The 12234-nt window shown below is 45.4% G+C and carries 11 protein-coding genes; 10 read left to right on the top strand and 1 reads right to left on the bottom strand.

All coding sequences use genetic code 11. The features are described 5' to 3' along the window. The first annotated feature begins 44 nt into the window (after positions 1 to 44). Positions 45 to 758, top strand: a complete 714-nt coding sequence (locus tag BT112_RS15935; RefSeq protein ID WP_072318379.1) for a Dph6-related ATP pyrophosphatase — start codon at positions 45 to 47, stop codon at positions 756 to 758. Between the two features lie 128 nt (positions 759 to 886). Continuing rightward, positions 887 to 1828 carry a TIGR01777 family oxidoreductase gene (locus tag BT112_RS15930; RefSeq protein ID WP_072318378.1) on the top strand — a complete coding sequence of 314 codons (942 nt, stop codon included), beginning with the start codon at positions 887 to 889 and terminating at the stop codon, positions 1826 to 1828. 104 nt (positions 1829 to 1932) lie between these two features. Here the strand turns inward: BT112_RS15930 and typA are convergent, their stop codons facing one another. After that, a complete protein-coding gene (gene typA, locus BT112_RS15925) occupies positions 1933 to 3732 on the bottom strand; it encodes a translational GTPase TypA (protein ID WP_072318377.1) in 1800 nt (599 codons plus the stop codon). A 415-nt stretch (positions 3733 to 4147) separates the two neighbouring features. Between typA and BT112_RS15915 the strand changes: the two genes are divergently transcribed. From BT112_RS15915 to BT112_RS15880, 8 genes are all read left to right on the top strand, one after another. After that, complete coding sequence (locus BT112_RS15915; protein WP_394333369.1) at positions 4148 to 5083, top strand: ABC transporter ATP-binding protein; 936 nt, start codon at positions 4148 to 4150, stop codon at positions 5081 to 5083. Then, a complete protein-coding gene (locus BT112_RS15910; protein ID WP_072318375.1) occupies positions 5076 to 6416 on the top strand; it encodes an ABC transporter permease in 1341 nt (446 codons plus the stop codon). The genes BT112_RS15915 and BT112_RS15910 overlap by 8 nt, the downstream gene beginning before the upstream one ends. Before the next feature lie 20 nt (positions 6417 to 6436). Then, entirely contained in the window at positions 6437 to 7291 is an 855-nt protein-coding gene (locus BT112_RS15905; RefSeq protein WP_072318374.1) for a mechanosensitive ion channel family protein, read from the top strand. Between the two features lie 37 nt (positions 7292 to 7328). Next, positions 7329 to 8492, top strand: coding sequence for a sigma-54-dependent transcriptional regulator (locus BT112_RS15900; RefSeq protein WP_072318373.1), 1164 nt, complete (start codon positions 7329 to 7331; stop codon positions 8490 to 8492). 114 nt (positions 8493 to 8606) lie between these two features. Then, positions 8607 to 9368 (top strand): peroxide stress protein YaaA, encoded by a 762-nt coding sequence (gene yaaA, locus BT112_RS15895; protein ID WP_072318372.1) that lies wholly within the window; start codon positions 8607 to 8609, stop codon positions 9366 to 9368. Positions 9369 to 9442: 74 nt separating this feature from the next. Then, positions 9443 to 10117, top strand: a complete 675-nt coding sequence (locus BT112_RS15890) for a uracil-DNA glycosylase family protein (RefSeq protein WP_072318371.1) — start codon at positions 9443 to 9445, stop codon at positions 10115 to 10117. Positions 10118 to 10147: 30 nt separating this feature from the next. Continuing rightward, positions 10148 to 10834, top strand: a complete 687-nt coding sequence (locus tag BT112_RS15885) for a response regulator transcription factor (protein WP_072318370.1) — start codon at positions 10148 to 10150, stop codon at positions 10832 to 10834. Between the two features lie 23 nt (positions 10835 to 10857). Further along, positions 10858 to 12222, top strand: coding sequence for a HAMP domain-containing sensor histidine kinase (locus BT112_RS15880; RefSeq protein ID WP_072318369.1), 1365 nt, complete (start codon positions 10858 to 10860; stop codon positions 12220 to 12222). Positions 12223 to 12234 lie beyond the last annotated feature (12 nt).

Here is a 12234-nt window from a genome sequence, read left to right as displayed (position 1 = left end):
GAACACAAATATATGAAAACTACCGGATTATAAATACTTTTTTGATGCCAAATCCTTCCCGGAAAACATATTTCAACTGGAGTAGCGGTAAAGATTCTGCGCTTGCGCTTTACCGGCTGCGACAGGAGGGGATATATGATATCCGTACCCTTGTCACTACAGTAAATAAAAGTCTCGAAAGGGTGTCTATGCATGGGCTTCGGGAGGCACTGCTCGACCTTCAGGCCAGGAGTCTGGGATTTCCCCTGTATAAAATATATCTTCCGGATACTGCAACGATGTCGGTATATGACGAGGTCATGGATAAGGCGGTACGTGAGCTTAAAGCAGAGGGCCATGACTATGCGGCCTTTGGCGACATTTTCCTGGAAGATCTTCGGCAATACCGTGAAGAAAAGCTCTCCGGAATAGGGGTGCAGGCCGTTTTCCCGTTATGGAAAAACAATAGCAGGGAATTGATGGAAGAATTTATCAGCTCAGGATTTAAGGCGATTACGGTGTGTGTAAATGCCCGCATACTGGGGGAGGGATTTTGCGGACGCGAAGTGGACCGTGATTTTCTCGATGCATTGCCTGCACATGTAGATCCCTGTGGCGAAAACGGAGAATTTCACACCTTCGTGTACGACGGCCCGTTATTCCGTACTCCTGTACGTTTCGACATCGGTGAAAATGTACGAAGAACATACGGAGATGCACAGGACGGATCATCGGCCTGGGACAATGCTTTCTGGTACTGCGATCTGAAACCCCTTTGAGAACTTTTCTTTTTTTGGTGTACCACACCCATACCTTAATTTACTACAACATTACGTTAAACCTTTTGTAAATAGTTATGTCGCTTCTGGAATATGCCGTATCTTTAAAAAGACCAAGAACTAAAAAAATGCGAATTTTAATTACCGGGGCAACGGGCCTGATAGGCAGCGAGATCATGCGTTTGTGTGAAGAGAAGGGCGTTGAGGTGCATTATCTTACGACGAACCGTTCCAAGATCAGGCAAACGGGAACACAAAAAGGATTTTACTGGAATCCTAAAGAAGGCGAAATAGACCGGAAGTGCCTGGAGGGAGTAGATGCCATCATCAATCTCGCAGGGGAGAGCATTGCACAGCGCTGGACTGCTGCGAGCAAAAAACGTATTCTGGACAGCCGAATGTCTACCTTACATTTGTTGCATCGTACATTGGCCTGTGAGGAAAAACACCGGGTAAAAATGCTGTTGTCAGCATCTGCTATCGGGTATTATCCCGATTCTGAGGTCCACTATTACGAGGAAGACGAACCCGAAGCGGACGATTCCTTTCCGGGGAGAGTGATCAGGGAATGGGAGACGGCTGCCGATTCTGTAGAGCGCCTTGGTATCCAAGTGGCCAAGATACGTATTGGACTGGTTCTTTCCGATAAAGGAGGAGCTTTGCCACGTATGGCCAAACCCGTAAAGTTTTTTGTCGGCGCACCGCTCGGCGACGGAAAACAATGGCAATCCTGGATACACATCGAAGACCTGGCAGCGATATTTATGTTTGTAGTGGAAAAAAAGATTCCGGGAGTATTTAACGGTGTGGCCCCGAACCCTGTGACCAATGAAAAACTGACCAGGGAAATGGCTCACGTTCTCCATAAACCGCTTTTTATGCCCAATGTTCCGCGTTTTGTGATGAAGTTATTGTTCGGCGAAATGGCTTACATCCTGTGCAGTAGTCAGCGGGTGAGTTCGAGGAAAATAACCGATATGGGGTTTATGTTTAAATATTCGAGTATAAAACCGGCTCTGGAAGACCTGCTTAGCCCGGGAAAGAAGAATAGCGAAACAGACGAAGCATAAGCTAAGGTACCACAGGTAAAGAAGGGCCAAAAAGTATCGTGTATAAAAAAATAAACGGGAAGCGATCATAATTGCTTCCCGTTTTAGGTGGTACAGAAATCGTGTTAAGCGATCTTATAACGCTTACGGTCGTTTTCTGTCAGGTATATTTTGCGCAGACGCAGACTCTTCGGAGTTACCTCTACGTACTCATCTTTCTGAATGTATTCCAGCGCTTCTTCCAGGGAGAATTTGATAGCAGGAACAATTCTTGCTTTTTCATCAGCTCCCGAAGAACGAACGTTGGAAAGTTTCTTGGTCTTGGTGACATTGACGGTCATATCATCACTTCTGGAATTTTCACCGATAACCTGTCCCTCGTAAATATCCTCGTTCGGATCAACGAAAAACTTCCCTCTGTCCTGAAGTTTGTCTATGGAGTAAGGAATGGCTTTTCCGTTTTCCATGGAAATCAGTGAACCGTTATTTCGTCCTGGAATTTCTCCTTTATAGGGTTGATACGCTATAAAGCGGTGAGACATAATAGCTTCTCCGGCAGTAGCGGTGAGCAGCTGGTTACGCAGCCCTATAATTCCCCTTGAAGGGATCTGGAATACGCAGATCATACGTTCACCTCTCGGTTCCATACTCAGCATTTCTCCTTTGCGAAGACTGACAAATTCAACGGCTTTTCCGGAAAGGTTCTCCGGAAGGTCGATGGTCAGTTCTTCTACGGGTTCGCATTTTACCCCGTCAATTTCCTTAATGATAACCTGAGGCTGCCCGATCTGAAGTTCATATCCTTCACGTCTCATAGTCTCTATAAGTACCGAAAGGTGCAGTACCCCACGGCCGAACACCATAAATTTATCCGCACTGTCCGTTTCATGTACACGAAGCGCGAGGTTCTTTTCCAGTTCTTTGTTCAGCCTGTCTTTGATGTGACGGGAAGTTACGTATTTACCTTCTTTACCGAAAAACGGAGAGTCGTTGATGGTAAAGAGCATGCTCATGGTAGGTTCGTCGATAGCGATGGATTTTAGAGCTTCCGGGTTTTCCGCATCAGCTACCGTATCACCGATCTCAAAACCTTCCAGTCCTACGATGGCACAAATATCACCGGCATGTACTTCCGAAACTTTCTTACGGCCCAGCCCTTCGAAAGTATGCAGTTCTTTTATACGTGCTTTCAGCGTCTTTCCGTCCCTTTTTACCAGGGCTATCGGCATGTTTTCGGTAAGGGTACCCCTTTGAAGCCTTCCGATGGCTATACGTCCGGTAAAGCTGGAGAAGTCCAGGGAAGTAATAAGCATTTGTGGTGTACCTTCAGAAACTTTCGGCTCCGGAATATGCTCGAGGACCATATCGAGAAGAGGTTCGATATTCTCGGTAACATTTTTCCAGTCGTCGGACATCCAGTTGTTTTTGGCAGATCCGTAAACCGTCGGGAAGTCAAGCTGCCATTCTTCGGCACCGAGTTCGAACATCAGGTCAAAGACTTTTTCGTGTACTTCTTCCGGTGTACAGTTTTCTTTATCCACCTTATTGATCACCACGCACGGTTTCAGTTTCAGGTCGATAGCTTTTTGCAGTACAAAACGGGTCTGGGGCATAGGCCCTTCAAAAGCATCAACGAGCAGTAATACTCCGTCTGCCATGTTCAGTACACGCTCTACTTCACCACCGAAATCGGCGTGACCGGGAGTGTCGATAATGTTGATCTTCGTGTTTTTGTAGGTCACCGAAACGTTTTTGGACGTAATGGTAATACCTCTTTCCCGTTCCAGGTCATTATTGTCAAGGATCAGGTCGCCCGTATTTTCATTCTCACGGAATAATTGACAATGGTACATAATTTTGTCTACCAACGTGGTTTTACCGTGGTCTACGTGCGCAATGATCGCAATATTTCTGATGTCCGCCATAAATTTTGACTTGTTTTTTAACAGTATGTGGTTATTCTGCTGCCGGGTGTTTAAACACGGCCCCGAAAATAAGGGCGCAAATATAAATCATATTCCTGGGATATGAGTATTAAATTATTGTTTTTTAAGGAGTACGGTATTTGTTACAGACTTTTTACAAAGCTGAGGAAAGGGTTTGAAGCGGTATTTTATCCGGAAAAAAATGTATCGTATATAATTTACATGTGCTCCGGAGTTCCCGATATAAGCAACTTTTCCCGAAAACCGGGATACGGCATAGTATTCCGGTAGGCAAATACATGGAGCACTACCTCCGGTTTTAGCCTCCGGAACAAATAAATTTTCTGATTTTTCCCTCTTTAGAGGTGATTTCAATATCTTTGGAATCTACTACGAGTAAACTAACATACCAAATATGAGTAATTTGCTGGAGGTAAGCAATGTCTCCAAGAAATACGGACAGTACACAGCGTTGGACGACGTATCGCTGCACGTGCCCAAAGGGAGTATTTTTGGCCTGCTGGGGCCTAACGGGGCGGGGAAGACGACCCTGATACGTATCGTCAACCAGATCACCTATCCGGATAAAGGTACCGTAATGTTCAACGGAAAACCTTTGCAACCCGAACATATCGCGAAAATCGGATATCTTCCGGAAGAACGCGGACTGTATAAAAGTATGAAGGTGGGAGAACAGGCCCTCTACCTCGCACAACTTAAAGGGTTATCTAAAAAGGAAGCCAAAGAACGACTACAGTACTGGTTCGACCGTCTCGGGATCGGAGACTGGTGGAATAAAAAAATCCAGGAGCTATCCAAGGGGATGGCCCAGAAAATACAGTTTGTCGTTACCGTGCTGCACAAACCGGATCTGCTTATTTTTGATGAGCCTTTCAGTGGTTTCGACCCCATCAATGCCAATATCATAAAAGACGAAATACTGCACCTGAGAGACCAGGGAGCAACCGTTATTTTTTCTACACACCGTATGGAATCGGTAGAAGAACTTTGCGATGATATTGCACTCATTCATAAATCGAGAAAGATGCTCGACGGAAAACTGGTGGATATCAAAAGACAGCACAGGAGCAATACTTTTGAGGTAGGGCTCGATACGACGAACCACCAGGCTTTGAGAACTGCACTGGAAGAACGGTATGCCGTGTCCGATGCCGGGTTCAAATCACTTTCGGACGAACTCAAGTTGCGCATACGATTACAGCCCGGACATTCGCCGAATGATCTGTTGCACGACCTGATGTCGCAGGCGACCGTAACGCATTTCGTAGAGCTGATCCCGAGTGTAAATGATATATTTATTCAAACCGTAAAAGACAGTGATCATGAGTAAACTGCCTTTAATCATAAAAAGAGAGTATCTGGCCAAGGTCCGGAACAAGTCTTTTATAGTGATGACCATTCTGAGTCCGTTACTGGTCGTAGGAATGGCAGCCCTGGTATTTTATCTGACCAAGGCTAATAACGAAGAGAAAAAAGTAATAGGAATTCTCAATGAAGGAAACTTTTTCAGAGCGCAGTTCAAAGATGATGCTTCCCTGTCTTTTATACCGTTCCGGGATATATCCCTGGAAAAAGCCAAAGATTCGGCCCAGCACCAGGCGTATTACGGATTGCTTTACATACCGCAGGGAGATCACATAGAGGATGTGGCAGAACATATTGCGTTTTTCTCTAAGGAATCGCCCGGTCTCAGCACATTATCTTCCCTCGAGAGTGTCGTCCGTAACCAGGTCCGGGAAGTGAAACTCAGGAATTTCGGGGTCCCTGATGAGGTACTCCGCGATATGGGTAAGAATTATGAGATTAACGTATCCAATTTTACCGGTGAAAAAAAACTCCGGGGGATCAACGAGATCAAAGCTATCATCGGCGGTGCTTTCGGTTATCTGATCATGATGTTTATCATTATATACGGAGCATTTGTCATGCGGAGTGTTATCGAAGAGAAAACCAGTCGTATCATCGAAGTGATTATTTCTTCGGTAAAACCGTTTCAGCTTATGCTCGGTAAGATTATAGGTACTTCGCTTGCGGGGATTACCCAGTTTCTTATCTGGATCGTTTCCGCAGGTTTTCTGCTGTTCCTTCTGGCTACTTTTCTCGGGGTGAGTATGGGGGAACTCGGAGGATCACAGATCCCACCCGATGCCTTAGACACCGTTAACAACATGTCCGGAGGGGCCCAGGAAAAAGTACAGTTGTACCTTATGGAACTGTTGAATATTTCCTGGGGGATACTATTGTTGTCTTTTGTGATCTATTTTATACTGGGATATCTTATTTACAGCTCTATCTATGCCGCTATCGGAGCGGCCGTAGACAACGAAACCGATACGCAACAGTTTATGTTCCCGGTAATCATGCCGCTTATGCTTGCGATCTATGTCGGGTTCTTTTCCGTGTTTAATAACCCGCACGGACCTATTGCCGTGGCTTTTTCGTTATTTCCGCTGACGTCACCGATCGTTATGCTGATGCGTTTACCCGGGGGAATAGGGGCCGGGGGGGTCCCCGTATGGCAGTTTGCGGCCTCCATAGCTTTGCTTGTTGTTACATTCCTGGGCATCGTTTGGGTGGCGGCCAAGATATACCGGGTGGGGATATTGATGTATGGCAAGAAACCCACCTATAAGGAGATGTACAGATGGTTGAAATACAGTTGATATTGTAAAGATCAAAAACGATGAACGAAATTGTAAATACGATAAATGATATTCTGGCCGTCAAGATCTATTCGCCCAAGGACAGCCCGGTAGATATTACCATCGGTGTCCTTGTAGCGGTCATCATAGCTTTGCTGGTCACCAATCTTGTACTCAAACTCATCCGTAAATTAATAACGAGAAAGTACACCACTGCAGATAAGAACAAGTTTTTCAGTATATTCCAGTTTGTCAAATATATTGTCTACGTCCTGGTCATCATCTTTACGCTGGATACCTCGGGGGTAAACATTACGGTACTGTTAACACCACTTGCCGCACTGGCCGTAGGTTTGGGGTTTGCCCTGCAGCAATTGTTTCAGGATATCATGTCCGGTATCCTTATTATTACCGACAAGTCTCTTCATGTCGGCGATATTATCGAAGTAGATGACAAGATCGGAAGGGTCGTAAGTATTAATCTCCGTACGACACGGGTAGAGACCCGGGGCGGGCGAATGCTTATCGTCCCCAATCACAAATTTATGTCCGATCCGCTGTTCAACTGGACCCAGAACGGTAATACCATACGGGATGATGTGAAGGTAGGAGTAGCTTACGGCTCTGATGTGAAACTGGTGGAAAAGCTGCTTTTGCAATGTGCATACGAGCATTCTAATATCCTGGAATTTCCCGAGCCTTTTGTACTTTTTGAGAATTTCGGGGATTCCTCCCTTGATTTCGGAGTGTATTTTTATATACCCGACGGATTCCCCGCACCGAGAGTGAGAAGCGAGGTGCGTTTTGAGATTGATAAAAAATTCCGTCAGAACAATATTTCCATACCGTTCCCGCAGCGGGATTTACATATTATTCCCGGGGAAAAACAGGAATAATCTGTTATTGATTGTGTAGAACCGAAAAAAAAGAGTCATGCCCAGAATTTTAGTCATAGAAGATGAAGTAGCCATACGGCGGGTATTAGTAAAAATACTTACGGAAGAGAACAAAGAATATGAAGTAGATGAGGCGGAAGACGGTCTTGCAGGGATTGACAAGATCAAGAAAGAAGAGTACGACCTTGTACTTTGCGATATCAAAATGCCGAAAATGGACGGAGTAGAGGTGCTGGAAGCTGCCGCTGCTATAAAACCGGACATTCCGTTTGTGATGATTTCCGGCCACGGAGATCTCGATACTGCTGTACAGACTATGAGACTCGGTGCTTACGATTATATTTCCAAACCGCCGGACCTGAACCGGCTCCTGAATACGGTACGTAATGCACTCGATAAAAAAGAACTCGTAAAAGAGAACAAACGACTGAAGAAAAAGGTCGGTAAGCACTATGAAATGATCGGGGAGAGCGATGGTATTTCCCGGATCAAGGAAATGATCGAAAAAGTGGCACCTACCGATGCAAGGGTACTGGTAACAGGCGCTAACGGAACGGGAAAAGAACTGGTGGCACACTGGCTGCACGAAAAGAGCGAACGCTCCAAAGAACCGATGATAGAAGTGAATTGCGCCGCCATTCCGGGAGAACTCATAGAAAGTGAGCTCTTCGGGCATGTTAAAGGGGCTTTTACCTCAGCGGTAAAGGACCGCGCAGGAAAATTCGAAGCAGCGAACAAAGGCACGATTTTTCTCGATGAGATCGGAGATATGAGCCTGTCCGCACAAGCCAAGGTGTTACGTGCTTTACAGGAAAACAAGATCTCACGTGTGGGTAGCGATAAGGACATAAAAGTGGATGTACGTGTTATAGCGGCAACCAATAAAGACCTGAAGCAGGAAATCGAAAAAGGTAAATTCAGGGAGGACCTGTATCACAGGCTGGCCGTTATCATTATTCACGTTCCGTCACTGAACGACAGGAGGGGAGACATTCCGGAACTGATATCTTATTTTTCGGCTAAGGTAGCTGCGGAACAGGGTATGCAGCCCAAAGCTTTTTCCGAAAAAGCTGTGAAACTGCTGCAGGAATACGACTGGACCGGCAATATCCGGGAGCTTCGCAATGTCGTGGAACGGCTTATTATTCTCGGAGGTGATGAGGTGAGTGAAAGCGATGTCGAACTCTTTGCCAGTAAGTAAGACAAATATCCGGGCAGGATATAGATAATGTCAATACCACGATCGGAAAGAACGTGGAGACAGGCTGTACTTTAACCTGTTTTTCCCGTAAATTTGAAGTAAACAAGAGAATTTATGAAAATCGTCATATCACCGGCAAAGTCACTCGATTACGAATCGGACCTGCCTACCAAAAAATATTCCGAACCTTCATTTTCAAAAGAAGCGGAACGCCTGCATAAAATACTGAAAAAGAAATCTCCGAAACAATTGTCGGAACTTATGAGTATATCGGATAAACTTGCCGAACTCAACTGGAAAAGAAACCAGAAATGGTCCCTGCCCTTTACCCCGGATAACGCAAGACCCGCTGTCTTTGCTTTTAACGGAGATGTGTATGAAGGACTGGATGCATATACCATTCCGGAAGACAAACTGGATGGATTACAGGATAAACTCCGGATTCTCTCCGGGTTGTACGGTTTACTGAAGCCCCTGGACCTCATACAGCCTTACCGGCTGGAAATGGGAACCTCGCTTAAGGTAGGTACCAAAGAAAATCTCTATGCGTATTGGAGAAGTACGATTACCCGGACGTTGAATAAGGAGCTTGAAAAAGATGAACTTTTTATCAACCTGGCCAGTAATGAGTATTTCAAGGCTGTAGATACCAAGGCCCTTAAAGTTCCTGTGGTGACTCCGCAGTTTAAAGACTGGAAAAATGATCAGTTGAAAATTATAAGTTTCTATGCCAAAAAAGCAAGAGGACTTATGGTGCGTTATATCATCGATACCGGAGCAAAAACCATGGAAGATCTCAAAGGGTTCGACTATGAAGGATATTCTTATAGCGAAGAGCACTCTGCAAAGAAAAACGAACTGGTTTTTATACGGTAGCTTTAAATTAAGGTCCGCCCTGTTTGTCGTTGTACACCACATAACACGGTGGTATTTTCGTAAAATAAAAAACGTTGTTCATACATCAGCATCCATATCCGCCTTTTATTCCCGAAGGAGCGACAAAGCTCATCGTAGGGACATTACCCCCTCCACGTTTCTCTACGGGAGACCTGAGGGAAGGCGATGTAGATTTCTGTTATGGCAGTATCGACGGACAGTTGTGGGTTATTCTGGACAGGTTGTTTGATCTGAATCTGAAATTCGAAACCACGTCCGAAGCTATTGCACAACGCAAGGCATTTTTGAAAGCGCAGAAAATAGGGATCTGCGATATCGTGGAAAATTGCAAACGTGAAAAAATAGATGCTTCCGACCTGGGCATGCAACAGGTAGCGTACAGGGATGTGCTCGGATATCTCAGAAAGTTTCCTACCGTACGCACATTGTTATTCACCGGAGGGAACAGTAAGAACGGGCCGGAGTATTTCTTCCGGAGGCATTTACGGGAGCACGGGATGAAACTTGAGGTATTGTCCGGTGAAGTCCCCCGGATACATCGTTTTTCCCTCACCGGTGCGGATGGGAACAAACGGGAAATCCGGACCGTTTCGCTGACTGCACCTTCGGGTTCGGCCAATCGTGCCGTAGGAGGAATACCTTTGTATAAGGAACTTAAAAAGGAAGACCCCGGTTTTACGACTATTGATTTTCGTATAAGACAGTACCGGGACTTTTTTCTCGAGTAATACGCTTTTAAACCATTTAAAAAAAATGTATTGAAAAAAATCCTGCTCATAGAAGATGATCCCGCTCTTAATGCCAATATAAAAGAAGCCCTCTCGGCAGAAAACCTGGAGGTAGATACGGTATTCGACGGGGAACTGGCCGGGCGGATTTTACGCAAAACCGCTTTTGACTGTGTTATTCTCGATATTAACCTCCCGGGCAAGAACGGTTACGAAGTGTGCAGGAGTTTCCGGGAATACGATACCTCGACCCCGGTGTTGATGCTCACGGCTTTCGGAGAACTCGAAGATAAAGTACAGGGGTACGATTGCGGAGCTGATGACTACCTGACCAAGCCTTTTTATATGCGGGAGTTATTGCTACGTGTGAATTCCCTGATCAAAAGGAGTGAGAATACCCGGGCAGACAGGCAGGGCAAAGAAGTGCTTACGGTAGATGATCTCGTTATTTACCAGGCACAGAGAAGGGTGACCAGGCAAGGGAAAGAGGTGCTGTTAACACCGAGAGAATATCAGATACTGGTAAAGCTCATTGCCGGACGCGGAGAAGTATTATCCAAAAAAGAGCTGGTACGGGAGATATGGGGCAATGCCTTTGACGGAAACACCAATACCATTGAGGTGTACATCAACTTTCTTCGCAATAAAATAGATAAACCCTTTGGAAAGGAATCCATCAGGACCCGGGTCGGATATGGATATTATTTCGAGGATTAGGCCTTAAAAATACAGGGATAGCAGTGACAATTCGAAAAAAAATACTGGTGTATTTTACGGCGGCGGTCATACCGCTCCTGGGCTTGTCGCTATTCCTGATCTATACGTTGTTTTACGAGTACAGGGAAGAAGAGTTCCAGCAGAGCCAGAAGCAGAAAATAACCGCAACGCTACAATATCTTGCCGAGGTACAGAAGGTGGACAATGAGATCCTGTTATCGTACGACCGAAAGACCATAGACTCTATGTACGATGAAAAACTGCTCATCTACAACAGCAATAAAAAACGGATATACGCGAGCCTTGACGATACGATGATTCCTTATGCCGAAACCATCCTTAACGATCTTTCGCCCAACACACAATGGATAGAGACCAAGGACGGAACTTATGATGTGGTGGGGATTTATTTCGAATCCGGAAGGAAGTCCTACTACGGGATCAGTAAGGCATACGATGCGCTCGGCTATTCCAAGCTCGGCTTTCTGCGGAATACACTTATTCTTATTTTTGTGATCATTGCCCTGGTGCTGATATTGATATCCTATTATCTTTCCCGTAAGATCTCTGGTCCTATCATGGAAATTACCCGTAAGATCACCCGTTACGATCTGGAGAGCGAAGACAAGCCCATTACGGTTCAGGGCGGGGAGAAAGAGATCGTATTGCTGACCAACAGGTTTAACCAGCTGATACATCGTATCCGTGAAGCCTTTGCGTTTCAGAAGTATGCCATTCATCATATTTCGCATGAACTGAAGACCCCGATAGCCGTGCTGGTTTCCAATTTTGAAAAACTGGAAAGAGAAACAGATCCGCAAGTGATACAAAAACAGATCCGCAGGCAAAAGGAAGATACCAAGAACCTCGGAGAGATTATAAACGTATTGCTGGAGATCGCAAAGGCAGAATCTGCCGATGGGGTTATTGTGACCAAAATGCGTGTAGACGAACTTATATTTGATCTTGTGGAAGAGTTGAACCTCCTGTTTCCGGATCATGGGTTTCATGTCACCTATGCTGCGATACCCGAAGATGATAGTGTATTGACGGTAAGTGCCAACGAGAGACTCCTTCGTGCCGCTTTTTCCAATCTAATGCTCAACAGTATTCACTATGGGAGCAATCACCGTACGCAGATACGTATCACGACATTCCGGGGAACGGTAAAAGTTGACATCATCAATACGGGTAAAGTTATTGCGGAAACCGAAAAGCAATACCTGTTCCGGCATTTCTTCCGGGGCGATAACAGCAGGGGAAAACCCGGTTTCGGACTGGGGCTGGTGTTTATTCACAAAATCATGCAGCTTCACCGCGGAAGCATCGCCTATAATTCCGAGAACGGGGATACCAATATCTTCACTGTTATTCTTCCTTTAAGTTAAATTTTATCCGTT

Origin of the sequence: Sinomicrobium oceani (assembly GCF_900119185.1) — a bacterium.
Taxonomy (GTDB): Bacteria; Bacteroidota; Bacteroidia; order Flavobacteriales; family Flavobacteriaceae; genus Sinomicrobium; species Sinomicrobium oceani.
The sequence above is the reverse complement of the archived record's forward strand: the minus strand, read 5'-3'. Positions and strand labels throughout refer to the sequence as shown.

What these genes read in the sequence shown, in the direction of transcription:
- BT112_RS15935 (WP_072318379.1), top strand. Translation starts at nt 45, where the DNA reads ATGCCAAATCCTTCCCGGAAAACATATTTCAACTGGAGTAGCGGTAAA.
- BT112_RS15930 (WP_072318378.1), top strand. Translation starts at nt 887, where the DNA reads ATGCGAATTTTAATTACCGGGGCAACGGGCCTGATAGGCAGCGAGATC.
- typA (WP_072318377.1), bottom strand. Translation starts at nt 3,732, where the DNA reads ATGGCGGACATCAGAAATATTGCGATCATTGCGCACGTAGACCACGGT.
- BT112_RS15915 (WP_394333369.1), top strand. Translation starts at nt 4,148, where the DNA reads ATGAGTAATTTGCTGGAGGTAAGCAATGTCTCCAAGAAATACGGACAG.
- BT112_RS15910 (WP_072318375.1), top strand. Translation starts at nt 5,076, where the DNA reads ATGAGTAAACTGCCTTTAATCATAAAAAGAGAGTATCTGGCCAAGGTC.
- BT112_RS15905 (WP_072318374.1), top strand. Translation starts at nt 6,437, where the DNA reads ATGAACGAAATTGTAAATACGATAAATGATATTCTGGCCGTCAAGATC.
- BT112_RS15900 (WP_072318373.1), top strand. Translation starts at nt 7,329, where the DNA reads ATGCCCAGAATTTTAGTCATAGAAGATGAAGTAGCCATACGGCGGGTA.
- yaaA (WP_072318372.1), top strand. Translation starts at nt 8,607, where the DNA reads ATGAAAATCGTCATATCACCGGCAAAGTCACTCGATTACGAATCGGAC.